At 37.8% G+C, this 24913-nt stretch carries 20 protein-coding genes; 8 read left to right on the forward strand and 12 right to left on the reverse strand.

All coding sequences use genetic code 11. The features are described from left to right. Positions 1 to 174: 174 nt before the first annotated feature. Entirely contained in the window at positions 175 to 1845 is a 1671-nt protein-coding gene (locus BC781_RS24225) for a sensor histidine kinase (RefSeq protein WP_109622921.1), read from the forward strand. Between the two features lie 87 nt (positions 1846 to 1932). Next, positions 1933 to 2724, forward strand: a complete 792-nt coding sequence (locus BC781_RS24230) for a hypothetical protein (protein ID WP_146201774.1) — start codon at positions 1933 to 1935, stop codon at positions 2722 to 2724. Between the two features lie 63 nt (positions 2725 to 2787). Here the strand turns inward: BC781_RS24230 and BC781_RS24235 are convergent, their stop codons facing one another. Then, the gene (locus BC781_RS24235) at positions 2788 to 3960 is read right to left on the reverse strand and encodes a thioesterase domain-containing protein (protein ID WP_109622924.1); all 1173 of its coding nucleotides are present in this window, start codon (positions 3958 to 3960) and stop codon (positions 2788 to 2790) included. Between the two features lie 320 nt (positions 3961 to 4280). Between BC781_RS24235 and BC781_RS24240 the strand changes: the two genes are divergently transcribed. Then, positions 4281 to 5048 (forward strand): hypothetical protein, encoded by a 768-nt coding sequence (locus BC781_RS24240; RefSeq protein ID WP_146201775.1) that lies wholly within the window; start codon positions 4281 to 4283, stop codon positions 5046 to 5048. Positions 5049 to 5149: 101 nt separating this feature from the next. Here the strand turns inward: BC781_RS24240 and BC781_RS24245 are convergent, their stop codons facing one another. Continuing rightward, entirely contained in the window at positions 5150 to 6583 is a 1434-nt protein-coding gene (locus tag BC781_RS24245) for a glutamate synthase subunit beta (RefSeq protein WP_109622927.1), read from the reverse strand. Between the two features lie 502 nt (positions 6584 to 7085). Continuing rightward, the gene (gene gltB / locus BC781_RS24250) at positions 7086 to 11513 is read right to left on the reverse strand and encodes a glutamate synthase large subunit (protein ID WP_245935661.1); all 4428 of its coding nucleotides are present in this window, start codon (positions 11511 to 11513) and stop codon (positions 7086 to 7088) included. A 494-nt stretch (positions 11514 to 12007) separates the two neighbouring features. On the opposite strand from gltB, the gene BC781_RS24255 reads away from it, so the two are divergent. Continuing rightward, complete coding sequence (locus tag BC781_RS24255) at positions 12008 to 13273, forward strand: aminotransferase class I/II-fold pyridoxal phosphate-dependent enzyme (RefSeq protein WP_109622931.1); 1266 nt, start codon at positions 12008 to 12010, stop codon at positions 13271 to 13273. Positions 13274 to 13315: 42 nt separating this feature from the next. Here the strand turns inward: BC781_RS24255 and BC781_RS24260 are convergent, their stop codons facing one another. From BC781_RS24260 to BC781_RS24275, 4 genes are all read right to left on the reverse strand, one after another. After that, positions 13316 to 13759, reverse strand: a complete 444-nt coding sequence (locus BC781_RS24260; RefSeq protein ID WP_109622933.1) for a MarR family winged helix-turn-helix transcriptional regulator — start codon at positions 13757 to 13759, stop codon at positions 13316 to 13318. A gap of 10 nt (positions 13760 to 13769) precedes the next feature. Beyond that, positions 13770 to 14249 carry a glutathione peroxidase gene (locus tag BC781_RS24265; protein ID WP_109622935.1) on the reverse strand — a complete coding sequence of 160 codons (480 nt, stop codon included), beginning with the start codon at positions 14247 to 14249 and terminating at the stop codon, positions 13770 to 13772. A 197-nt stretch (positions 14250 to 14446) separates the two neighbouring features. Further along, positions 14447 to 15010, reverse strand: a complete 564-nt coding sequence (locus BC781_RS24270; protein ID WP_109622938.1) for a 30S ribosomal protein S16 — start codon at positions 15008 to 15010, stop codon at positions 14447 to 14449. A gap of 160 nt (positions 15011 to 15170) precedes the next feature. Beyond that, positions 15171 to 15740: a hypothetical protein gene (locus BC781_RS24275; RefSeq protein WP_109622939.1), complete on the reverse strand. Its 570-nt coding sequence runs from the start codon at positions 15738 to 15740 to the stop codon at positions 15171 to 15173. 124 nt (positions 15741 to 15864) lie between these two features. Between BC781_RS24275 and BC781_RS24280 the strand changes: the two genes are divergently transcribed. The 4 genes from BC781_RS24280 (at position 15865) to recG (ending at position 19607) form a co-directional block, all read left to right on the forward strand. Continuing rightward, positions 15865 to 16491 carry a rhomboid family intramembrane serine protease gene (locus BC781_RS24280; RefSeq protein ID WP_109622941.1) on the forward strand — a complete coding sequence of 209 codons (627 nt, stop codon included), beginning with the start codon at positions 15865 to 15867 and terminating at the stop codon, positions 16489 to 16491. Between the two features lie 6 nt (positions 16492 to 16497). Further along, on the forward strand, positions 16498 to 16776 hold the full coding sequence (locus BC781_RS24285; protein WP_109622943.1) for a SelT/SelW/SelH family protein: 279 nt from the start codon (positions 16498 to 16500) through the stop codon (positions 16774 to 16776). Between the two features lie 129 nt (positions 16777 to 16905). Beyond that, positions 16906 to 17469 carry a KdsC family phosphatase gene (locus BC781_RS24290; protein ID WP_109622944.1) on the forward strand — a complete coding sequence of 188 codons (564 nt, stop codon included), beginning with the start codon at positions 16906 to 16908 and terminating at the stop codon, positions 17467 to 17469. A 35-nt stretch (positions 17470 to 17504) separates the two neighbouring features. After that, positions 17505 to 19607, forward strand: a complete 2103-nt coding sequence (recG, locus tag BC781_RS24295) for an ATP-dependent DNA helicase RecG (protein ID WP_109622946.1) — start codon at positions 17505 to 17507, stop codon at positions 19605 to 19607. Positions 19608 to 19638: 31 nt separating this feature from the next. On the opposite strand, the gene BC781_RS24300 is transcribed toward recG, so the two are convergent. From BC781_RS24300 to BC781_RS24320, 5 genes are all read right to left on the reverse strand, one after another. Continuing rightward, positions 19639 to 20217, reverse strand: a complete 579-nt coding sequence (locus BC781_RS24300; protein WP_109622948.1) for a hypothetical protein — start codon at positions 20215 to 20217, stop codon at positions 19639 to 19641. Positions 20218 to 20349: 132 nt separating this feature from the next. Continuing rightward, complete coding sequence (gene lptC / locus BC781_RS24305) at positions 20350 to 20946, reverse strand: LPS export ABC transporter periplasmic protein LptC (RefSeq protein ID WP_109622950.1); 597 nt, start codon at positions 20944 to 20946, stop codon at positions 20350 to 20352. A 290-nt stretch (positions 20947 to 21236) separates the two neighbouring features. Beyond that, positions 21237 to 22781, reverse strand: coding sequence for a hypothetical protein (locus BC781_RS24310; RefSeq protein WP_146201776.1), 1545 nt, complete (start codon positions 22779 to 22781; stop codon positions 21237 to 21239). A 25-nt stretch (positions 22782 to 22806) separates the two neighbouring features. Continuing rightward, entirely contained in the window at positions 22807 to 24168 is a 1362-nt protein-coding gene (locus BC781_RS24315; RefSeq protein ID WP_158281577.1) for an OmpP1/FadL family transporter, read from the reverse strand. Beyond that, on the reverse strand, positions 24152 to 24880 hold the full coding sequence (locus BC781_RS24320; protein ID WP_109622956.1) for a type III pantothenate kinase: 729 nt from the start codon (positions 24878 to 24880) through the stop codon (positions 24152 to 24154). Before BC781_RS24320 ends, BC781_RS24315 begins: the two co-directional genes overlap by 17 nt. Between the last annotated feature and the right edge of the window lie 33 nt (positions 24881 to 24913).

The raw sequence follows: 24913 nt of genomic DNA on the forward strand, positions 1-24913 counted from the left end.
TTTGAAGATTTACGCGCAACGTTAAAAAAAGTTTAAAAAAATAGCATCATACTTCCTTTTCACCTCATTTAGAGACTTGTTTTCCTTATTTAAAAAATTGTTTATTCGTACCAAAGTAAGTTCTTGAAGGAAGTGAGTATCTAAGAAAATGTGTTTTTGAAGTATTTTTATTGTATGAAGTATGCAAAAGAATATGTAAATAAATCATACTGGATTAGACTCTCAGACCCATACGGAGACTACTCGATGGAACAACGTATTTTGGTCTTCTGTAACCTTGCCGCAACTATTGGGAGTTCCTTATTTGCTTGCTTCGAAATCTTCAATGCTAACTGCCCTTACCAAATTACGTTTAAGGTATCTATCGCCCTTAGTTTCTTTCTCGCTTTCTTTCTAAGTAGAAATAGAAGAAAATTTTATCTCCCTTTTTTTATTCAAGGGTTCAACAATACCATTTTCACAATTAATGCTTGGCTCAACGATGGTGGTCTTGAAGGCATCGCTCCCCTCATGTTCGTTATCTCGATTGTCGTTTATGCTCAACTCCTAAAATCAATATACTTCCCATATGTAGCTATATTCTTTTGCTTCTTACTTCTTGCACTCACACTCTACTCTCTCAATTTCCAAATTGAGGATTTCTTTAAACTCGATATCATCCTCCAACAACGTTTTGCCTTTACTATGATCATCATGCCCCTTGTGGGAGGTATTGTCTCGACATTCAGATCTACCATTGAGATTTATCGCAAAAAAATATCGAAACAAAACCAAGGGCTAAAAAAGAGTCAGAAAAAGTATAAAGAACTTATTGAATCGATCAAAGACAATTTCTTTCTAGCAACCCTAGATCATGAGCAGAACTTAACTTATGTCAGTCCTTCTATTGAAAACATTCTAGGTTATCAAAAAGATGAACTTTCTTCATTAAAAGACATCTTACTGAATGGTAAATCACTCGAAGATTTATTTCTAGAAAAAGAAATTGAGGTTAGAGCTGCTGATGAAAGTATACATTACATGACCATAGCTGTCAATAAAAAAATTGAAGATGGCATACTAAAAGGATACGAATGCGTGGTACAAGATATAACTGCAAGAATTCGTCATGAACAAAGCTATCAGAAAACTATCCAAGAACATGAGGAGCTTATAAAACTCAAGTCCAAGTTTTTGTCTATGGTTTCACATCAGTTCAGAACTCCTTTAGCCGTTATTCATTCTTCTATTGACCTGATTGAATTTCATATTAAAAAACACGCAGAATCAGCACTCAACATTAACAGACACACTCTTCAAATTCATCAAGCCCTTGAGCAATTGACAAACCTTATGGAAAACCTTCTAACGAAGGATAAAATTGAGGCTAAAACAATTCATTTCTCTCCTTCTGTTATTTGCTTTAATCTGCTAGTTAAAAAAATCATAACGCAATATGATCTTCTCTTAACTGATGAGCAGAAAATTGAACTTGAAATAAGAGGTGAGTCAAAAACAATGTGGATGGATGGTAAGCTTGCAGAAAATATCGTTTCTAATCTTTTCTCAAATGCCGTCAAATACTCTAAAGGAAAAAAGAGTCCGAAAGCAATTATTCAGTATCAAGAAACATCAATGATTTTTCAAGTTCAAGACTTCGGGATTGGTATTGCGAAAGAGGATATTCCTAATCTTTTTCAGCCTTTCTTCAGAGCTAAAAACACTGAAAATTTCAAAGGAACTGGTGTTGGACTTTCAGTCGTTAAAGAGTTTGTTGATTTACATGAGGGAAAAATTGAAGTAGATAGTGAACAAGGTGTACAGACTACTTTCACGATTACCTTCCCATATTTAAAAGAAAAATAGCGTGTTCATTCAAAGTAATAATGGCTTAGGATATCTGCATCTCATCGTTTACCTTCATAGTTTATTATAATAGCAAACTTTTTAATAATGAGATTATTTTTAAACTTTCTGACTGTTCTCAGCTTATTTTCTACCACAATGGTAGCACAAGAAGTTGATCAATCTAAAAACTTTCTTTATTTCTTTAATGGCACTGTTCAATACGCAAAAACTATCGACTACAAGAGACCTGTATTTTTAGGTTCTGCGTCATTCAGAGTAGACCAAGACAAGCAAGCTGTAACCAACGTCAAGTTTTACAAAAACGAAACGGGATTTTTTGCAAACACTGTAAACATTACAGGCAGTAATCTTTTCAGCGAACGAATCCGAAAAGGTAAAATCAACTTGTACGAGACTGCACAAACCGTTTACAATCCGGGAACATACAATGCTGGTACTGGAATGTTTATGGGAGGCGGAGGTTCTTCTACAAAGTTGAAGTATTATTACAACAAGGGCTTTGAAGATCTCAAAAGAGCAAACTACACAAACCTTCTTGTAGATTTGGCTGACAACCCTGAAAGTATGAAACACATGCTTGAATATAAGAAGGTCAAAAATACGCAAACAGGATTCATTGTTGCTGGCTCAGGATTAGTTCTGGTCGGAATCATCAAATTCTTATCTAGTAGCAGTAATGAAACTAATGACACTTCATCTATGTCTTCTAGCTATGATCCTTATTCAACTAACTCATCTTCTTCATCTCTTTCATCTGGACAAACCACTGGGATTGCCTTAACACTACTTGGAGCAGGATTGAACTGGATTGGGTATTTCACAGGATTGAAAAAATATGATCATCTTTCTAATGCGATTGATGCCTACAATAGATAATTTCCTAAATACTAAAAGTCAGTAGCTATAACGCTACTGACTTTTATCTCTCTCTAACTTTTTCTAGTAGCTTTTCCTTTCAGACCAGTCATCTTGTGGAGACACAGTATAACGTCCTTCTACTTGATCCCATAAATATCTATCTCCCATCATTTCTCGAATTCTACTGTCTGAGGTTGAAGCTGAAGCGCCATCTTTTCCTGTTGACTTTCTTTGCCACCAACTTATCGTACATTCTACTGGTGGATCAAATGCCATACTCCAAAAATAATGATGCCTTACATAGACATGTTTATTTGCAATATCAAAGCCATTCAAGTACCAAAGCCGAAGTTGAACGAGTGCAACATCACTTTCAAATGAGGTATTTTGGTCTCCAATACCTAAATCTAAAATGGCAGAAGATCGATACCATGTAACTGCTGTATTGTGATTATTAATCAACTCTCTCCCATACCAACGGCAGCGTTCACCTGTCCAATCATCATTACCATCACCATTTTCATCTCCCAAATAGCTTTTCGCTGATTTACTCCAAAAAGGATCTAACAATTCTATACGTTTAGGTACTAATTGACTATGTCCATTTTCATCTAGTAAATGAGCGACATTCAGAGCCAATTGATTCCCTAAAGAGTGACCAGAAAGTCTAAAATTGCCACTCGAGTTATTTTGTAGTACTGCGGCTACCTGCTCAAAAGCCATCTGACTTACACTCACATTTAATGAAGAACTATTTGCATAGCTCCCGTCCGATTTTCGATAACGCATTCCTCTTGGTCCATTAGCCGACCATATTTTAGCTTCAGCATCTTTCACTTCCGCCTCATTCGCAAACTGATCCCAATAAAATACACCGACATTCCAGCCTTGTGCTTTCCATGCTTCCATGGTATTGACATCTACATTCAGCGAACTATTTGTCAATTGAAATGACTCTCGCTCATCTGAGTTAGGTTGCCATCCATGAAAATGAATGATTGTTGGTTTATGATTAGAATAATAATTGGATGGGACATTCTCTACTTGCCCCGTTGAATGATTAAAGCCAGAAAGACTTTGCCCGTTTCCATCAAACCAATACAAGCCATAGTCCAAGCCTGTTGCAGCTCTTTTGGCTATTGATTGTTGATTAGAGTTTTCTTCTTCAAATGGTTTGAATTGGTCGTTTTTTGTACAAGACGTAACAAAAAGTAATAGGCAAATGATGCCTATAGGTAGTTTTAGTGATTTCATTTGTGTTAATGGATTGAGTAAAAAATCCTTTTTTGATGCACTGTAATTTTATAAGTGTCGATGAAAGATGAGTTAATTGAGAGAGAGATAGTTTTTCATCGATCTATATAAAAATTAAGTAGAATAATAGGATAAGACAAGATGGATTTTCAATTCCTTAGATTAATCTAATTTGAATTTGAGCTTAAAAATGAGGGATTTATAGGCGAATTATGTTAATTAACAGGCATTATTAGCTTTTACTTAGGTTTTTGAAAATCAAACACCTACTTTAAAAACGAACTTTTTAAATACAACTTTTAGACTAATACTTTTTTGAAATGAAAAACTTTTTAAAAACACTTTCATCATCACTCATTTTATTGTCATTCACCATGCTTTTTAGCTGTGAGCCTAGCCCTCGAAAAGTAAATGTGAAAATCGACAATGAATTCGTAAAGAATAATAAAGTTATTCTCGATGACTCTATCCGAATCCCCTTTTACAAAACGGACAACGAGTTTGCGAATATGGTCTTGATGTCTGGTGAACATCATGTAAGCGTAAATGATGGCCCTAAAATGCCTTTTACAGTTGGTATTGATGGAGGAATCCTAAATGTAAGTAGAAGAGATTTCGTCATCTACAGCATCAAGTACGAAATGGGGAACCCTAATCCTCTTGCAGGACTTCTTGGTAACAACGTAGATATCCCTGAAGAGCTAGCTGCACAGCTAAATTCAACGGTAGTAGAGTATGAAGTTCCTTTACTTGTAGATGGCTATGTGGTCTACAATAAGACTCTAGCTGAATCTCAAGAAGACTTAAAAAAGGTTCTGAAAACCAAATCTAAAAGTAAATTCGATACACATCTAGTTTTTGTTCCTGCAGCTGAGTTGTTCATTCACAAAACTTGGGATTTTGATATCCATGAAACAGCTCCAGAACAAGTTGAGATGAGAGTAGAAGAAGGACAACGATATGCCAAAACTTACCGTTCTTCAATTATGGAAGCAACTACCTTCCCTCTTTATGCTATGTTCTCTGGCGAATACAATGTAGAAAAAATCACAGATGAAGAACTTGCTTCTACCATTGGAAACTGGTAGTCTCAATTAGAGTTTTAAGGACAAAAAAAGGCAGTGCACACAAATAATTGCGTACACTGCCAAAACTCTATGTTGAAAGATTAAAATACTTTCCTTAAACTTTAAACTGTAGCTTTAACGACGTCTTCCTCTGTCTCTTCCAATAGAACTTCCATGATATTGAAAGCAGCTTCTCTACCGTCTAAAGCAGCTGTTACAACCAAGTCAGCACCACGAACAGTATCACCTCCTGCATAAACTCCTTTCTTAGAAGTTTCTAACTTATCGTTAGTTACAATTGCGCCCCATTCGTTTGTATCAATGCCATTCGCATTTAGATACTTACTACGCTCGTTGTCAAAACCTAGCGCAAGAATTACGATATCAGCTTCTTCGAAATGCTCACTTCCAGCTACTTCTGAAGCTCTTTGTCTTCCTGAAGCATCTGCTTCGCTCAGTTGCATATTTACAAACTCAACAGCTGTGATATTTCCTGCTTCATCAACTTGGAAACGTTTTGGTTGCTCCAAGAACCTGAATTCTACACCTTCTTCTTTGGCTGCTGCAACCTCTTTACGGCTACCCGGCATATTTATTTCATCACGACGATAGAAACATCTTACCGAAGCAGCATTTTCACGGATTGAAGTACGCACACAGTCCATTGCTGTATCACCACCACCAATCACGATGACATTCTTTCCTTTTACATCGTACTTTTTATCGTACATTTTCTCATCCAATTTCTTTTGCGTATTGGTCAAGAAAGGAACAGCCATGTAAAGGTTGTCTGTATTATAATTCTCGTCTGAAAGAACTTTACCTTGTGTAGCCCCAATTCCCATGAACACCGCATCATGCTTATCATAGATTTCTTGGAAAGTAACATCTTTTCCAATCTCGGTGCTAAGGTGAAGCTCCATACCTGCTTCAAGCAAAGAATTTACTCTTCGCTCAACAGCTTTTTTCTCCAATTTGAAACCAGGAATACCGTAAGTCAAAAGACCTCCAGCAGCATCTGCTTTCTCATAAACTACAGGTGTAATCCCTGCTCTCAACAAGAAAGTTGCACACGAAAGACCTGCAGGTCCTGATCCGATAATTGCTACTTTATGTCCTGTTTTTTGAGAAGCAAACTCAGGTTTTAAACCTGCTTCAAATCCTCTTTCAGAAATGGCTACTTCAATTGAACCAATCGTAATTGCTCCGATTGTATGCTCATCATTTCCATCATTCAAAGTACAAGCTCCTTCACACAGACGATCTTGCGGACAAATACGTCCTAAAATCTCTGGAAATGGAGATGTTTCGTTTGAAATACGGAAGGCCAATTCCAAATCTTTTTGTGCAATGAACTTAAGCCATTGCGGAATATTATTGCTCAAAGGACAGCCCGATGCACTACAGTAAGGGTTTCCACACTGAACACAACGACTTGCCTGTGAGCGTGCTTCCTCCTTAGTGTACTGATGACTGATTTCTCTGAAATTATCTACACGTTCGTTAGTTGGTTTCAACTGCGGAACGATTCGTTCTATTTTAGTGAATTCCTGCATTTGTTCTTTGGTTAATTAAGATGTTGTGATGAAATAAACACATCCCTTATTCAGCTTGATTCTGCACTAGACTTCTTCATTTTACTGTAGTTATCTCTTTTTTCTTTTGGCTTGACCCAAAAGAAACAAAAAGTCAAGGCTAAAATACTTCACCTAAATTCTATTACATTTTCGCTAAAAACCCTAAACTCGCTTCGCTCAAACATAGTGTTTTTTAACGCTTTCATTTCATATAATTCTTTACGGCTACGTATCTAATGCCACTTTTATAATCACCTCAATAAGCGGGCTGTTTGCCCCACGTGAGAAGCTTAGGCTGTCTTGTGGGAAGTAGATTCGATGGGGCTTGACTTTTTTTGCTTCGTTTTTTGTGTCAAGACAAAAAATGAAGGCTGCAATTCCTTAAGAATCTACTTTGTCCGCTGAGATAGACTATAATTAAATGATACTACAATCAATCTAGTATAATCCTACTTTCAAAGGTTTGATCGAGAATACCCCATTAATCTCCTTCCATAGGGTTAAGAGGAGCTTTCATGTCTTTGGACGTAACCAAATAGAAATTACGTGACTCCTCACGGAAATTATCCAAAATGCGTTTTGCTTTTTCACTTGACGTACGGTAGTGATAGCTTCTCAAGATACGTAGTAAGTAATAACGAGCCTCATCTTGATCATCTGTATCAATACGCTCAGCTTTGATCAACTCTTGGTTCATCTTATCTACGAACTTACGATCAGGGTCATAAACAAATGCAGCTCCACCTGTCATACCTGCACCGAAGTTGTATCCTGTTTCACCCAAAATCACTACTGTACCACCTGTCATATATTCACAAGCGTGGTCTCCTGTACCTTCTACTACAGCTAGGGCTCCTGAGTTTCTTACACCGAAACGCTCACCTACAGTACCCGCTACAAATAGTTTACCACCTGTTGCTCCGTAAAGACAAGTATTACCTGCTAATCCTCTAGCCCCAGACAAGTCACTTGAAGTGATGATGATCTGTCCTCCACGCATACCTTTACCAACATAATCATTGGCTTGACCGTAAAGTTTCAACATCATACCTCTAACAAGGAATGCTCCGAATGATTGCCCTGCCGTACCTGTTAGGTTTAGCGTAATCAATTCTTTAGTCAATCCTTTATCGCCGTAATGACCTGCAATTTCACCGCTAATCATTGCACCAAAGCTTCGGTTTGTATTGACAATTTTCTTGTCCAATACCACTTTCTGATGTGGTGCTCTAATCACTGGCTCAAGTTCTTTCAAAATCGCTTTTTCATACACATTGTCATCCCAAGGTGTATTGCGTTTTGACTGACGAACATTAAATCCTTCGCCATTATATAATACATCACTGAAGTCAAATTTCTTCGCAAACTCATCGTTGATTACTTTCAACAAGTGTGTCTGACCGATAATATCATCCAGTTTTTTATAGCCTAATTCTGCTAAAATCTGACGAACTTCTTCTCCTACTGCTGTTAGATAGTTTACAATACCCTTTACAGTACCCACATAATATGCTCTCAACATTTCATCTTGTGTAGCAACACCTACACTACATTTGTTGAGGTGACATACACGAAGGATTTTACATCCAACAGTTGTCAAGATTGTTGTACCGAAAGCATAACTCTCTGCTCCAAGAATTGCAGCTTTTACGATGTCAAGACCTGTTTTCAGACCTCCATCTGTTTGCAATTCTACATTTCCACGAAGACCATTCGCTTTCAAAGCATTGTGTGCTTCACTCAAACCAAGCTCCCAAGGGTTACCTGCAAACTTGATCGAACCTAGTTGTGCAGCTCCAGTACCTCCGTCAGCTCCAGAGATAATGATCTTATCGGCATAAGCTTTAGCTACCCCTACTGCAATTGTACCTACACCTGCACTAGATACTAGTTTTACAGAAACTCTTGCTTTCGGGTTCACTTGCTTCAAGTCGAAGATCAACTGTGCTAAATCCTCTATCGAGTAGATATCGTGGTGAGGAGGTGGAGAGATCAAGGTTACTCCCGGGATAGTACAGCGAAGTGTAGCGATGAGAGGCGTCACTTTAGAACCTGGCAATTGCCCACCTTCTCCAGGCTTGGCTCCTTGTGCCACCTTGATTTGAATCTCTTCTGCACTACGTAAGTATTCAGGAGTCACCCCGAAACGTCCGGAAGCAATCTGCTTGATCTTAGAGTTCAAGTTCGTGCCGAAACGTCTTTTAGCTTCCCCACCTTCTCCCGAGTTGGACTGACCGCCCAATTGGTTCATAGCTTCTGCAATTGCTTCATGAGCTTCTGGAGAAATAGATCCCAAACTCATGGCAGCAGATGCAAAACGCCAAGTAATATCTTTCAGTGGTTCAACTTCGTCTATTGAGATAGAAGGTCTTTCAGAATTAAATTCGAAGAAATCTCGAATCATCTTCTGCCCTCTATGATTTATTCTATCCTTGAATTCTTCATAAGCCTCTGGCGTACCCTTACGTGCAATCTTGTGGATTTGCTGTGCAACTTCTGGAGAGAAGTCATGGTACTCGCCATTGTCCATGTACTTATAGAAACTACCTACCTCTAATGGGTACATACGTTTCATATAATGACGTTTGAACGCTTGCTTATGATTTTTATGAATTCTGAATTCGATATCATCAAATGATAATCCTTTCAGAAGTCCTACAGATGAAGTAAAACACATTGATCTTACTTCTTCACTCAAACCAACCACATCAAACAATGCCGAATTTTGGTAACTATCCAAAGTAGAAATACCCATTTTCGACATGATCTTCAATAGACCAAGGTTGATTGCCTTCTGAGTTTTCTGAAGAACTTTCTTCTGTTCTTGCCAACAATCTTCCTTCTTACGTTTAGCCAATTGCATTACTGTTGACCAAAGCAAATAAGGATAAACTGCTGTAGCTCCATAACCCAACATTACTGCTGCAGAGTGAGAGTCATAAACTTCACCCGTAATTGCAACGATTGAAACAGCTCCTCTGATTCTTTTCTCAGCTAACAATTGATTGACATAACCCACCACCATAGCCATCGGAATCAAACGGTTTTTACCATCTAATGATCTATCATCAAAATAGATGATCCCTGCCTTATCGTCTCTTACAGCTTTAACTACTGCTTCACCTAAATCAACCAAAGATTGTTTCAAGTCTTTTTTGAAAGTAGTAGAGAAAACAGCACTCTTATATACTGGGTCATAAAGGAAATTCCCCTTTTCTCCATGTGCCTTCAAGACATTCATTTTTTCGAAAGAAAGCAATGGATTCATTGTCTTCAGACGGTGACTACCATCAGGACCATTACGCAATGGGTTGTTTCTTGGTCCGAAAGTAACCGAAGTCGACATTACAATACGCTCACGTAGTGGGTCAATCGGAGGATTGGTTACTTGAGCAAATTTTTGACGGAAGAAATCGGTAAAACTACGTTGTACAGTAGAGAAACATGCCAAAGGCGTATCATCACCCATAGAACCTGTTTCCTCTTTTCCTTTTTCTACCATTGGTGCGATTACTTGCTCTACCACTTCGTTCGTGAAGTTGTGGTATCGCTGCATATCCACCATGTTATCATATGAATAATCGGCAAAGTCTGTAAAGTTCTTTCCGATATGATCTTTCAAATAATAGTTATTCTGACGAAGCCATTTTCCCCAAGGACGTTGATCTTTCAAATAATCATTTACTTCCTCATTTTTCAGGATTCGACCATATTTCAAGTCGATAGCCATCATCTCGCCACCTTTCAAACGACCTTGTTCTACGATATCTTCATCATCGATATCAACCACACCATATTCACTGGCGATTACAACACGGTCATCTTTAGTGATGATATATTTTGCTGGTCTCAGACCATTTCTATCAATCATACATGCGATGTAACGTCCGTCAGTAAGGTTTACTGCCGCAGGACCATCCCATGCTTCAAAGTTACTTGACAAATACTCGTAGAAGTCACGTAATTTTGAATCAATCATTGGCGCATTTTGCCAAGGCGCAGGAATTACACAACGAGCTGCCTTGAAGAAGTCAACACCCGCTTGTACCAAAAACTCAAAGAAGTTATCTAAACTCGCACTATCACTTGCACCTTCTGTCAGAATTGGAAAAATTCTGTCTAACTCTTCTTTTGAGAACACAAGACTCTCCATCAGTTCTTCACTGACCTTAACATTGAACCTGTTTGCCTGAATAGAGTTGATTTCGCCATTATGGGCTAAAGTTCTGAAAGGTTGAGCTAGAGGCCAACGAGGGAGTGTATTTGTTGAGAATCTTTGGTGGAAAAGAGCAAAACTCACTTCAAAATCATCTTCACTCAAATCAAGGTAGAAATCCTTGATTACGGTAGGCATTACCAAACCTTTGTATGAGATTACTCGATCTGAGAATGAACAGATATAGAAATCTTCTTCATCCTTGAGCGCATGCTCAACTTCTTTTCTTACTAAATATAATAATGAAGAGAAACGACGAGTTGAAATCAAGCTATTCGGGATAACAAAAGCTTGTGTGATATTAGGTAGTGTTTCTTTGGCTTGCTCTCCAAGTGGTTGAGTATCTACAGGTACTTCTCTGAAGAATAATACGCGTAAATCACTTTTCTCACAATACTCACAAAATACCTCTTTCTGACGTTCGTTCGTGAGGAACATCATGGCAATTGCATAGGTTTCGGGAAGGTCGAAACCATTAAGTTCAGCTACTCGATTCATAAACTGATGAGGCATAGAGAACAAAAGTCCACTACCATCACCACTTTTTCCGTCAGCGGCTACAGCCCCACGGTGAATCATTCTGGATAGTGCTTCGATCGCATCTAAGGTCATCTGTCGAGATGGGATATTGCGAGCATGTGCCACCATACCAAAACCACAGTTGTCCTTGAAGCTGGTTAGTCTTTCTTTCATAGAGTTCATTGGTAATTGCGCTTTAGGCTAGTATAATCTGATTCGATTATTTCTGTGGGGATAAGAGACAAAGAAAAGCAAACATCTCTTGCATAAAACCAAAGAGAGATTGCTATAATTCTGACTACTTAAGTTTAATAAATAGAGTCCCACACAACGTTAAAGTATTTCAAATATATAAGTTTTTTTTATAATTAAAATAATAAACTCCTTTTTTTAATGAGATTTTACTATCAAAACACCAATTTTATTATCTATTTGTTATTGATTAACCATTATTTACATTCTTTTTCAACATTCATTGTTTCGAATAAAAACCAACCTAGTTTAATTTTATAAAATGAAATATTTTACAAAATAAAGGATTGAATTTATCCCTTTGGCCTTGTTTTTGGTTTAGTGAATCAACATTCATCACTAAGTATTTTTTATAAAACTTTCTTCTAACCAGAGAGAAAGTTTATGCATTTACAATCTTATCATCACTATTTACAATGAACAAGGTACTATTAGAAAGTACGTATGCGTCTGTAAAAGCATTGGTAGATCAGCAGCTTGCACAACATATTGTTGATACTCCAGCACTTGATGGACGCCTAATTCACATTAACGGGAGAGAGGTTTTACATTTCGGTTCTTGTAGTTATTTGGGACTAGAAATGGATGAAAGACTGAAAGAGGCAAGTATTAATGCCATCAAACAATTTGGCACACAATTCTCTTCATCTCGTTCATTTACAGGGCTAAAGCTTTACCAAGAAGCTGAGGACTTGTTACAACAAATTTACCAAAAGCCAGTGTTACTTGCTCCTACTACTACCCTAGGGCATATGAGTGCACTTCCTGTAGTTGTAGGAACGAAAGATGCTATCATTCTAGATCATCAAGTTCATATGAGTGTGAAAAATGCTGCACAGATTTCTAAGGCAGATAACACTCATGTTGAGCTAGTCAGACATAACAACTTAGAGCTTCTTGAAGAGCGTATTATCGAACTTCAAAAGACACACGAGTTAGTTTGGTATATGGCTGACGGTATTTATTCAATGTATGGAGACGGTGCTCCTGCTAAAGAATTAATGGCTTTACTAGATAAATACGAGCGTTTTAGACTTTATGTCGATGATGCTCATGGATTTAGTTGGGCTGGAGAAAATGGTAAAGGATATTTCATGTCAAAAGTAGAGGAACACCATCCTCACCTTTTCCTGACAGGGTCTATGGCGAAGAGTTTCGCTTCTGCTGGTGGAGTTATTGTTTTACAAGATGAAAAGCAAAAAGAGCTTGTTCAAAACTGTGGTTCTACTTTTATTTTCTCTGGACCTATCCAACCTTCAGTGTTAGCTGCGTCAATTGAATCGTTAAAATTACACTTAACGAATGAAATCACGGTTCATCAGAATGCACTTATGGAGAGAATGAAACACTTTGTGGCTTGTGCAAATAAATATGCACTACCTTTAGTTAGTGAAGAATTATCTCCGATCTTCTATGTAGGTGTTGGTTCACCACAAGTATGTCGTAAAATTTGTAATAAACTAATGGAAAATGGTTTCTATGTAAACCCAGCCGTATTCCCTGCTGTTCCTATGCAACGTTCTGGTTTACGAATCACAATTACGAACCATCATACAATGGAAGATATTGAAGGCTTAATGCATACCATCTCGGTTGAACTTGACCAAGCTTTAGCTGAAGAAGGTGGCACAAGAGAAAAAATCTTCAAAACTTTCAAGTTACCGCAACCTGTAACACTGTAAAGACGAAAAAGCCTTCTTGAAGTTAAATCAAGAAGGCTTTTATTATTTTATTTTATCAATAAGATTTTCCAAGTCTGCTTTTAGACGTAAAGCTTCTTCCAAATCCATTTTGGTAGCTTGTACCAATTCTTGAGGAATACAACTTGCTTGCTCTCGCATTTTTTTTCCTGCTTCAGTCAGAAAGATACAAACCACACGTTCATCTTCTTTTTGTCGCTTTCTTTCGACAAGCCCCATTTCTTGCAGACGTTTCAGTAGTGGCGTTAGAGTATTACTATTCAATAAAAGCTTTGCTCCTATTTCTTTAACAGCTACACCATCTTCTTCCCAAAGAATTAGCATCACAAGATACTGAGGATATGTCAACCCAAGCGTTTCAAGCAATGGTTGATACAAACGTGTCATCAGTCGTGAGGCTGCATAAAGTGGAAAACACAACTGATTATCCAACTTCATTAAATCATTCTTATCTTCACCCTCCTTCATCACCTCTCTTTTATAATAAGTCAGAAATATATGAATCTATTTTTTCAGGCTTAGTAGTCGGTGCAAACCTCTTAACAGGGCGTCCTTCTTGATCTACTAAAAACTTAGTGAAGTTCCATTTAATTCGGTTCCCTAAAGTTCCTGGTAATTCCTTTTTCAAGTGTTTGAACAATGGGTGGGCATTATCTCCATTTACCTCTACAAGATCAAGAATTGGGAATTTCACACCATAATTAAGTAAACACACTTCTTCTATGTGTGCACCTCCTTCTGGTTCTTGATTTGCGAACTGATTACAAGGAAAACCTAAAATTTCTAGCCCTTGGTCACTGTATTTTTCATACAAGGCTTGTAAACCTTCAAGTTGAGGTGTCAAACCACATTTACTTGCTGTGTTTACTACTAAAACTACTTTTCCTTTGTAGTCTTCTAGGTTTACGTCTTTTCCTGCTCTGTCTTTTGCTGAGAATTGGTAGATAGATTTACTCATTGTCAAATTGTGATTTAGATACTATATCGTAAACGACTAAATCTTGCAAAAGTTTTGAGGTAGAGATATATTTTTTAACAAAAAATCCCAACCATTTCCATGGTTGGGATTTATATCCGATTTGAATTCACTTATTCGAACTAAGTTTACGGGGTATGTCTTATTTGCATACCTTCAACTTGAAGTTGATTTTGAGATTACTCTGCTGACTCTTCAGCTGGAGCGTCTGCCTCACCTTCTGCTTCTTCTGATGCTTCCGCTTCAGCTGCTGCTTTAGCCTCTGCCTCTGCTGCCGCTTTTGCTTCTGCCTCAGCTTTAGCTGCTGCTTCAGCTGCCTCTTTTCTTAGGCGAAGACCTTCTTCTTGGTCTGCTACCAATTTCGCTGCTTTAGCTGCTTTCTTAGCCTCATACGCCTCAGCTTGTTTAGCATCTTTTGCTGCCAACCACTCAGTGAAGATAGCATCAGCTTGCTCTTGAGTTTTAGCTCCTTTGTTTACACCAACTTGCAAGTGTTTTTTGTACATAACACCAGCAGTTGAAAGGATCGTACGAGCTGTATCAGTAGGTTGAGCTCCTACAAGTACCCAATGTACACCACGGTCGATATCCAAAGAAATCGCTGCAGGGTTTTCATTAGGGTTGAAAGTACCGATTTTCTCGATGAAACGACCGTCACGAGGTGCTCTCGCGTCAGCAACTACTACATCATAAATAGGCTTTCTCTTTCTACCTCTACGTGCTAATCTAATTTTTACTGCCATAATTAATTGAATTTTGGAGGATCACGTCCTCCGATTTCGTTTTTGTTTTATGAAATTGACAGAACCCGTCTGTCTTAACAGGCTGCAAATATACAAGAATAATTTCAATAATCCATAGATCAGCAAGTTATAAGACTTTAATGAATCTGAAAGTTTACCCTTATTCTATCGGAATATTAAAACTTCCCTCAGACAGTTCTACTTCTTGGAAACTGTTATCGGGTAATTGTCTGTAACTTCTAAAGTTGAATGTTCCTTTTAAAAAAGTAGAACTAAACTCTGTAACTTCTATTGTACCTCTTAATTTAAGACCATCTTCATTGAGTGAGGTATCATATAAATCTGCCAGATCTGTGTAAAATGCTCTAGCATAATGTGGACTTTCCTCCTTTCCTTGTTCAATTGTATAAACTCCTTCTGAAATTGCATGATCATCATAGAGCCAAAGACTTATGGTCTTATCTTCCAAACCTTCTTCTGCCGAACTACCCGTAATTTTCAAGATATGAACATTCGTTGTGGCTCCTGGACTTACTTTTTCAAAATTGATTAATTGACTGTTAGGAATATTATCCGAGTCATCAGCTTCTACTACCCTCCAATCTGAGCCATCAATTTTGGCTTTCATGAAGACTGTTGGTGTGTCGTCTTCACTAATTGGATCAACGTTAGCTGTATTGCATGAAAAAAGTAGAGTTAGTAGAATGAGTGTGTAGTTAATTGATTTCATAGTTAGGTTGGCTGGTTGAGTATTAGGTATCGAAAACTTTTGCCTAACAAGATAAAGTGAATTGAAACTGAAAGAAGTATCTTGCGTATGGAAAACCTACACATATACAGAAAATCAAGATTTTATGTTATCTATCACAATCATACTTATTATTAGCATCGGATTGGTGAGTTGGCAAGGATTTCAGAAGCCTCAACTCAAACAGAAACTAATGCATTCGCCATATAAAGTCAGTCACAATAAGGAATATTACCGATTTGTCACATCTGGATGGGTTCATGCCGATTGGACACACCTTTTGTTCAACTTGTTTACTTTATATTTTTTCGGCAGAAATACCGAAATGTATTTCACTTACATCTTAGATAATCCACTTCATGGCAAACTAGCCACACTTGCTTTATTTACATTGGGTGTGATTATTTCAGATATCCCGACATATATCAAACATAAAAATGATTATTGGTATGGTTCATTAGGTGCTTCAGGTGGTGTATCTGCCATGATCTTTACTAGTATTTTATACGATCCTACAAATACAATCTACCTTTACTTCATTCCTATCCCTGGCTTTATCTTCGGATTCTTGTATTTGATTTATTCCAACATGCAAGCTAAAAGAGGAAGAGATAACATCAATCACGATGCCCATTTCTATGGTGCTGTATTCGGAATTGTATATGGAGCCGCTTTATATCCAGAATCACTGACACAGTTTGTTCATAAGATTTCTCAATTCAGTTTATTCTAAAAGAATATGGACAAAGCAAAAATAGAAATCAAATATTGTACACTCTGTGGTTGGTTACTCAGAGCTTCTTGGATGTCTCAAGAATTACTTACCACTTTTTCAGAGGAGATTAGCTCTTTGAGTCTTACACCAACTAAAGGTGGAATTTATGAGATTTGGATTAATGATGAATTGGTTTTCTCCTTCAAGGAAATGAGACGCTTCCCTCAACCAAAAGAGATTAAGCAGATGATTAGAGACCGAATTGCTCCCGAAAGAGACCTCGGACACTCTGATCGAAAATAGATATATAAAACTGTTATTGGATAGATTTCGATAGCAGTTTTTTTATACTTGAATTTATTCTAAAAAGTGCGTTTTCCTTTTCTAATTCCTAAATTGCTTTTTTAGAAACTGAAATCTTTTCGACATAAAATGAACTGGATAGACGAAGCCCTAAGGGAAAAAGCCAAGAAAATTAAAGCAGTCGTTTTTGATATTGACGGAGTAATGACGGACGGAAAAATCATCTACGCCCAATTTGCTGGAACGGAAGCTGAAGGCGAAACACGTGAAATCAAGAATTTCAATGTGAAAGATGGTTTCATGATTAAAGCTTTACAGAAAAATGGAATTATCGTTGGGGCTATCACAGGTCGAAATTCTGCAGTTGTAAAACATCGTCTAACAGAACTGAAAGTTGACTTTCAATATCACGGATCGGGCAGAAAGATGGATCACTTCGATAAGATTTTAGCTGACTATCAGTTGAAGGCTGAAGAGATCGCTTATCTGGGTGATGACATACCCGACTTAGGCGTATTGAAAAACTGTGGTTTGGGCGTCTGTCCTGCTGATGCCAGAAGCTACATCCAGAGTAGAGTCGATTACGTAACCGCAGCTAAAGGTGGTGAAGGTGTATTCCGTGAAGTTGCAGAAATTGTACTAGATGCTCAAGATAAGTTGGAGAGCGTAATTTCGGCTTATGAGAATGAGTAATTTGATAAAATGAGTAGTGTAAAAGGGAAGAGACTGTGGTAAAGAACTTTTTTGATACAAAAATCGAATTTCTAAAAGGTGTAGGCCCTCAGAAAGCATCTTTATTAAATACTGAATTAGGGATTTTCACTTTTGGTGATCTATTGGAGCATTTTCCATTCCGACACGAAGATCGCACAAAGTTTTACCGTGTATCCGAAATTCAAGAACATTTCCCTTATGTACAGCTCAAAGGAAGAATTGTCAAGAAACAATATATAGGAGAAGGCAGAGGGAAAAGACTTTCTGCCCAGTTCCAAGATGATACGGGTGTTTTAGAACTTGTTTGGTTTAAAGGGCATTCATGGATTGACAAAAGTCTTCAGATTGGTGCTACGTATGTGATTTTTGGAAAACCACAGCGTTTCGGTTTCAAATTCAGTATTTCTCATCCAGAAATGGAATTGGTTACAGCCGAAAGCAAACCACAAGGTGGACTTTTCCCTGTTTATCATACTTCTGAAAAGATGAAACCAAAAGGGCTTGACAGTAGAGGAGTTGCAAAACTGCAGCGTACGCTTCTGAAAGATGCCTTTGCCAAAATTGAAGAAACACTTCCCGAATACCTTCTCAAACAACATAACTTCATTTCTAAAGCTTATGCTGTAGGTTATGCTCATTTCCCAAAAGATCCTCAGACTTTAGAACAAGCCTTGAACCGCTTGAAGTTTGAAGAGCTTTTCTATATGCAACTGAAAGTTCTTGCTCAGAAAAAGCAACAACATACCAAACAGTTTGCAGGGCAAGTTTTTGCCAAAATCCCAACCCTCAACACTTTTTATAAAGAGCATTTACCTTTTGATCTGACCAATGCCCAAAAACGAGTAGTTAGAGAAATCTATGGCGATATGAAATCGGGGATTCAGATGAATCGACTGCTCCAAGGTGATGTAGGAAGTGGAAAAACGATCGTTGCATTTATCTGTATGCTCATGTGCCTCGACAATGATGCACAAGCCTGTATGATGGCTCCTACCGAGATTCTAGCCACACAGCATTATCATGGTTTAAAAGAACATGCCGATAAAATTGGTGTGAGCATTGCACTTCTTACAGGTTCTTCTAAAACAAAAGAACGTAGAATCATTGATGAAGAACTCAGAAATGGAAAGCTGAAAATCATTGTGGGAACACACGCTTTGATTGAGGAAAAAGTAGACTTCCAAAACCTAGGGCTTTGTGTGATTGATGAACAACACAGATTTGGTGTTGCTCAGCGTGCTGCACTTTGGAAAAAAACGAGCAAAGCCTATCCGCATATTTTGGTAATGACGGCTACACCAATTCCAAGAACGCTTGCCATGACAGTTTATGGGGATTTAGATGTTTCTGTCATTGATGAATTACCTGCTGGTCGTAAACCCATCGTGACCCAGCATAGAACCGATGCAAACCGCCTTCGTGTCTTTGGGTTTATCAAAGAACAAATCGCTGAGGGAAGGCAAGCATATGTAGTTTATCCTCTTATTGAAGAATCTGAGAAATTAGATTATAAGAATTTGATGGATGGCTACGAAAGTATCTGCCGAGCATTTCCAAAAATACCGATCAGCATTGTACATGGGCGTATGAAAGCTGAAGACAAAGAATGGGAAATGCAACGTTTCGTAAAAGGAGAAACGAAAATCATGGTAGCCACAACCGTAATTGAGGTAGGCGTAAATGTGCCTAACTCCACTGTGATGGTCATTGAAAATGCTGAGAAGTTTGGCCTAGCCCAATTGCATCAGCTCAGAGGACGCGTTGGTCGTGGAGGAAGTCAATCTTATTGTATTTTAATTTCGGGAGACAAACTCAGTAAAGACGGAAAATTCCGTTTGGAAACCATGGTAAGAACAAATAATGGTTTCGAGATTGCAGACGCTGACTTGAAATTAAGAGGCCCAGGGGATATTGAAGGCACACAACAAAGTGGTGTCCTTTCTCTGAAATTCACAGATATCTCAAAAGATAGCCAAGTACTTCAATTGGCTAGAGAAACCGCAGATAAACTCCTCGATGAAGACCCTAAAATGGAAAAGTCAGAGCATTCCATCATTCGTACACAACAAGCTTTTATGGCTCAGAAAAAAACGACAAATTGGAGTCGAATTAGTTAAAAGTAGTGTGCAGTAATATATCTACTGCACACTAAGCTCTTTCAAAAGCCGAAAGACATTCCTCTCGAAGTGCCCAAATTTTATCAAAATCCCAATCAGCGCCCAATTCTGCATTTTTCAACCATTGTTTCACAAAATCTTGGTGATAGAGATCTTTCCACTTTACTGCTTTGTCATGAGGAAAAGCTCTTTCATACATCAGTGTATCAGCTATTTTTTCAAAACTCATACCACCTCCCGTAAAATCATACCGCTTCCCTTCAGAAAATAAGTAGCAATGTGCTTCAGGTAAATAATCTAGACCCGATTTTTCAATATACTTTTTAACCTCTGGAGTATTTTCAGCATTCATTTTGTAAAAGCCCAACACTAAAAATACCTTATTTTCATAGCCTTGTTCTTTGGCAAGCTCCGTTAGAAAAGCATGTTTTGCGCTACAGTTTCCTTTTTTCTCAGTGAGTAAATCTGCTAACTCCTGTTTTTCTGAAAGAATGCCATATGGCATCTGTTTTACACAAGCAATCGCCTCATGAAAGTCTGTTATTCCATTTTTTAATAACAACTCTGAAAGTTGCCCTCTAGGACTGATTTTAAAATTTACAATTTTCATCTTTATATTAGGTTATCGTGTTAATAGTGTGTTTTAATGCGCTTATAAAAAAAGTGTCTGAGAAAACCATATGCTTTGGCTCTCAGACACTTTAATATCTTATCTAAATACTTTTGAGATTAAGTTAGATTCTTATTCGTCCTCATCAATGTAAACCGTACCCTCAATATCTAACAACTCATAATCATCTGGATCAGAACGATTGGCTCTCATACCTTTACCCGTAGTGATTTCACCATCTTTAATGATTTTCACTCGAGCATCTGTCGTAATATCACCAGTTTTCTCAAAGTAATTTAGTGTATCTGTTTCCAAAGTTTGCTCCTTTACTTCGTCCACCAAAACTACATTGCTATAAGCAATGTAAAGGCTACTGTCAGAAATATAGAGAGCACTATCTGCAATCATAGTCGACTCTACGTCTCCTTCCGGAGTATAAGTAATGATCTTGATTCCTTCAGGATAGCGTCTGTTACCTGTTGCATATGAATATTGAGCTCTTGCTTGCATACGCATTTGCAGCTCCTCATTTTCATTGTAGAGTGTTTCTACATTCCATGAAGTAGATTCAGGAACATTGTCTCCCAACTCTATGACTTCATTATTAGCTTTGCGGCTTTCACTACAAGCGAATAAACCGACTAAAGCCGTAACGAATAGGATTGTCTTTTTCAAAGCTCTATTGATTAGTTCTAGACCGAATTTTTTCTGAGTTGATCTCATGGACATTCCTTGGGAATACTATGAGTCTTAACCTCTTCAAAATTAAATATTTGATGGTAAAAAAATACAGCTCTTAACGTTTTTTATCGTCCTCAAAAACGCCCTGTATGTAAAGATAAAAGGCAATTACCATTCGTTTTAGTTTTAGAATATAAGATTTTTTTTTCATTAAACCATATTTCTCACCGAATAGCACACTTTCATCTTTGTCGCATCAAATGAATATAAATAAAAAACGAGCATCTTTTATATGGAAAAGATGCTCGTTTTTATATCATAATTTACACCCTTGCAGATTATTCTGGACGGATACGTAGTGTAGTAGTACCACCAATCCAACCACCTACAGAGTAAGAGCTACCTTCTTTGTATTTAGATGCCAATGTAAATACATCTACTTTAGAAGGGAATTGCTTCTTAGCTGCAGCCATTTTCTTTGAGTTACCAGCTTTAGCATACATATCGTATGCAGCCAAGTAACAGAAACGAGTTTTTACTGCATCTGAAGGATCGATATATTCTTGACCGCTACCCATGTACATATCACCAATGAAAGAGTATGCATCTGCAGCAGTTGCTTGATCTAATTCAGCAGCTTTTTTCGCAGCCTCACGAGCAGCTGACTTCTTACCTTGTTTGTAGTAAAGTCTAGCTTGAGACATTCTTACAGCTGCTTGTTTAGCTACATCGTCACCACTCAACTCAAGAGCTTTAGTATACCACTCTTCAGACTCCGCTAATTTATCTTCGTTTGCGTACTGTGTAGCAATCAAAGTAGCTGTTACTTGTTGTGGCTTGTAGTTGTAGAATGCAACAGCAGACTCCAAGAACAACTCAGGATTGTCTTCACGACACTTGAATTTCAACATGTAACCGAACATTTTCTCTGCCAATTTACCATCAGTAGGATCAGCTTTGAATTTCGGAGCCAATTTCTGAGTCACGAAGTCACAGTCAATTTGAACAATTTGGTTCAAAGTTTGGTCAGCGAAAGACTGTACTTTTCTTACTGGAGCAGCAGCTTTCTCATTTTTAGCATTCTCCAACTGGTAGTTCAAGATTGCAGAGATTCTGTCATACTCATCCAATACCCACTCTTCGTTGTAAGGACTTGCATCACGCTCAGCTTCAATTTCAGCGATTTCAGCTTTTACAGCTTCCAATTGCTTTTCGAATTCAGCAGTTGGTTGATCAGCTTTCTTGAAGTTCTCGATGTTTTGCTCGATAGCAGGGATTTTCTTTTCCTTGTTCTCGATCTTTTGTCTGTAAACAGGAATATCTTTACCCAATTTAGCTACAGAAGAGAAGAAGAATTGGATATTTGGATAATATGTTTTGTTTCCGTTTGCCTCAATAACTGAGTTATAGAAATCATAAACATTTTTCCAGTCCATTTCTCCACGGTCTTTGATATATGGCATATATACAAGACCTTTCTTGTTTAGCATTGAGTTCTTAGACTTCGGATAATAAGCTGCACGGTAATCGTACAAAGCTAACAATTGGTCTTCGTAGTAAGTTACCTTATCACCTTTCGCTTTTTGTTCAGCTTTTACCAAAGCTTTGTACATTTTTTCACCATATACGTACAAACCTTTGTTGATGTAAGGAACATTTTCTAATAACCACAAGTAGTTTGCCTCAGCACTTGCGTAGCTTTTTGCTTTAACCTCATCAGAGAAGAATGTCCATTTGCTTTTAGTTGCGTCGATGTCAGCACCCCAACACCAACCTTTCTCATCACAGCCCTCTTTTTCTTTGACTACGATGTCAGTTGTTTGTGCGAAAAGGCTTACCGCACAAGTCATCATAAGTAAAAATACACTACCTAATCGTTTCATAGTTTGATCGTATTGTATAGTAGATTTAGTTAACCCTAATTCTTCTGAACCATTGGTCATTGATTGTCAATGCCAAATAAACTCGCCAATAGTTTTCTGTTACCAACCTATCATTACTTGGTTTAATTCGCCCCCAAGTACCTGTAAGTGTGACATTAGAAAATCCGATTGGCATTGAAAAACCACCATTCAAGCTTACGTCTGTTAGTGTTTCTGTATTGCCTTCAAACTCAATTTGGTTTGGTAGTTCTTCATATCTTAAACCAGCTCTCCAAGTGATACGTTTCCAGTAATTCGTTGCAGAAAGAATGTCTGGTGTATATTCCATTCCGGCACTGAATCTTTGGCTATCTCTATATTGTTGAGACGGATCTAATGGATAAACAAATTTATCAAAATTCTGTCTCGAGTAGTCAAATGCAAGAGCTAATTTTCCTATTATTTCATAACTAACTCCTACTGTATAGCGGCTAGGAATTTCCAAATCTGCTGAAGATGGATAAGGAATAGTATCGGCTGTACCGATTGTGATACCACTTTGGTTTTGTAAAGAAGTAATAATATCTCCTTCTTGCTTTAATGGTGCTTCAAATTGGTAAGTAGCACCAATAGAAATTCTTCGGTTATTAGGTCTATTTTGTTCTGGATTTCCTCCAAAATCATAAGCATAGTAAATACCCGGTTGGAAAGACCAACCTGTTTGGTTCAATCTTGCAAGTTGTACCGCTTCGTATTCCGATCTGCCTCCATCAATGACTGAACCACCGCCTGATGTTACAATCACAGATGAGAATCTGTCTTCTTGTACACCAAAGTTGTACGATGCATCGATACCAATAGACAAACCTTTTATTATAGAGTAACCCGCAGCCAAAGATGCTTGAGTAATCCCACCCTTTCCACTATTCTCTGTCAAATAGAATAATTCAGAAGGAACTCCTCCGTTACCTGAGCCAGACTCTACTGGTGATAAATTTGAAAAACGGTAGTTTAATGAAGATGCAGGACGCAAACTTGCAGACATTGATAACTTTTTACTTACAGGAACAGCAAAGTGTAAATAAGTAAAGTTACCGTTAAACTCAGTTTCGCGACGAGTATTCCCACTTTCTGTTTTTTGGTCTAGCCATTTACCTTCTACGAAGTAGCCAGCCTCAAAAAGTGTTAGTCTATTATAAGTTAACAAAGCAGGGTTTAAGGTATTTGCCATACCTGGGTGTCCTAAACTGACACCTACACCTCCCATTGCTATATTCCGAATACTCATCGGCTCAAATGAACGTCCATAACCTAATGTAGTGTATGGAGAATTTCCAATCTGAGCAGCTCCTTCACGAGCAAACAGAAGGCATAAAAAAAGTGATACGTAACTAAGTTGTTTCAACATAATCCTGAAGTATTGCATTTAATCCTCGTAGGACCAAATTGTAGTCTGCAAAGATGGGAGGATTTAACTTATATTCAAAGAATTCTGCGTCTCCTCCGCACAAGATAGGCTTTAATTTTCCGAACTCTTCACTGTATTTATCAATTGTGCCCTCAATTTCAGCCCTTAATCCCGTTACAACACCTGCTTCTATGCAAGATTGGGTCGTATTTCCCCAAATGGGTGACTCATCGCTAACAGTAACTAAAGGTAAGCGAGCAGTAAATTCATGAAGAGCTTTGAAACGCATATTAAGACCGGGAGAAATTGCCCCTCCTACATATCGGGAAGGAGAATGCAATAAAACATCAAATGTGATACATGTTCCTGCATCAATAACAATAAGATTCTCACTTGGAAATAATTGCTGAGCCCCGATAACTGCGGCTAAACGGTCAAGTCCTAGAGTTTCTGGACTACCGTAAAGATTTTGGATAGGTAAAGGTGTCTGATGATTAAAAACTAGAAGAGCCGCCTTTGATTGAATACTTTCATATAGTACTGTTTTGTCTTTTCCTACGTTTGAAACCACAACCCAATCGGGCTGCTTTTCAATAATATAGTTTAATATCGTTTGATCATCCAAACGTGACTTCACATCTACAAGAACGTCCCCATCAAATAAGCCTACTTTCCCAAAAGTATTCCCAAAATCTATCGAAATGCTTTTCATCTATTCATACATTTGGAACACGAGACTTTACCC

Origin of the sequence: Sediminitomix flava (assembly GCF_003149185.1) — a bacterium.
Classification (GTDB): domain Bacteria; phylum Bacteroidota; class Bacteroidia; order Cytophagales; family Flammeovirgaceae; genus Sediminitomix; species Sediminitomix flava.

What these genes read in the sequence shown, in the direction of transcription:
- lptC (WP_109622950.1), bottom strand. Translation starts at nt 20,946, where the DNA reads ATGTCCATGAGATCAACTCAGAAAAAATTCGGTCTAGAACTAATCAAT.
- BC781_RS24300 (WP_109622948.1), bottom strand. Translation starts at nt 20,217, where the DNA reads ATGAAAATTGTAAATTTTAAAATCAGTCCTAGAGGGCAACTTTCAGAG.
- BC781_RS24255 (WP_109622931.1), top strand. Translation starts at nt 12,008, where the DNA reads ATGAACAAGGTACTATTAGAAAGTACGTATGCGTCTGTAAAAGCATTG.
- BC781_RS24290 (WP_109622944.1), top strand. Translation starts at nt 16,906, where the DNA reads ATGAACTGGATAGACGAAGCCCTAAGGGAAAAAGCCAAGAAAATTAAA.
- BC781_RS24270 (WP_109622938.1), bottom strand. Translation starts at nt 15,010, where the DNA reads ATGGCAGTAAAAATTAGATTAGCACGTAGAGGTAGAAAGAGAAAGCCT.
- BC781_RS24320 (WP_109622956.1), bottom strand. Translation starts at nt 24,880, where the DNA reads ATGAAAAGCATTTCGATAGATTTTGGGAATACTTTTGGGAAAGTAGGC.
- BC781_RS24235 (WP_109622924.1), bottom strand. Translation starts at nt 3,960, where the DNA reads ATGAAATCACTAAAACTACCTATAGGCATCATTTGCCTATTACTTTTT.
- BC781_RS24310 (WP_146201776.1), bottom strand. Translation starts at nt 22,781, where the DNA reads ATGAAACGATTAGGTAGTGTATTTTTACTTATGATGACTTGTGCGGTA.
- BC781_RS24280 (WP_109622941.1), top strand. Translation starts at nt 15,865, where the DNA reads ATGTTATCTATCACAATCATACTTATTATTAGCATCGGATTGGTGAGT.
- BC781_RS24265 (WP_109622935.1), bottom strand. Translation starts at nt 14,249, where the DNA reads ATGAGTAAATCTATCTACCAATTCTCAGCAAAAGACAGAGCAGGAAAA.
- BC781_RS24260 (WP_109622933.1), bottom strand. Translation starts at nt 13,759, where the DNA reads ATGAAGGAGGGTGAAGATAAGAATGATTTAATGAAGTTGGATAATCAG.
- BC781_RS24285 (WP_109622943.1), top strand. Translation starts at nt 16,498, where the DNA reads ATGGACAAAGCAAAAATAGAAATCAAATATTGTACACTCTGTGGTTGG.
- BC781_RS24275 (WP_109622939.1), bottom strand. Translation starts at nt 15,740, where the DNA reads ATGAAATCAATTAACTACACACTCATTCTACTAACTCTACTTTTTTCA.
- BC781_RS24245 (WP_109622927.1), bottom strand. Translation starts at nt 6,583, where the DNA reads ATGCAGGAATTCACTAAAATAGAACGAATCGTTCCGCAGTTGAAACCA.
- BC781_RS24225 (WP_109622921.1), top strand. Translation starts at nt 175, where the DNA reads ATGAAGTATGCAAAAGAATATGTAAATAAATCATACTGGATTAGACTC.
- BC781_RS24230 (WP_146201774.1), top strand. Translation starts at nt 1,933, where the DNA reads ATGAGATTATTTTTAAACTTTCTGACTGTTCTCAGCTTATTTTCTACC.
- BC781_RS24240 (WP_146201775.1), top strand. Translation starts at nt 4,281, where the DNA reads ATGAAAAACTTTTTAAAAACACTTTCATCATCACTCATTTTATTGTCA.
- BC781_RS24315 (WP_158281577.1), bottom strand. Translation starts at nt 24,168, where the DNA reads ATGTTGAAACAACTTAGTTACGTATCACTTTTTTTATGCCTTCTGTTT.
- gltB (WP_245935661.1), bottom strand. Translation starts at nt 11,513, where the DNA reads ATGAAAGAAAGACTAACCAGCTTCAAGGACAACTGTGGTTTTGGTATG.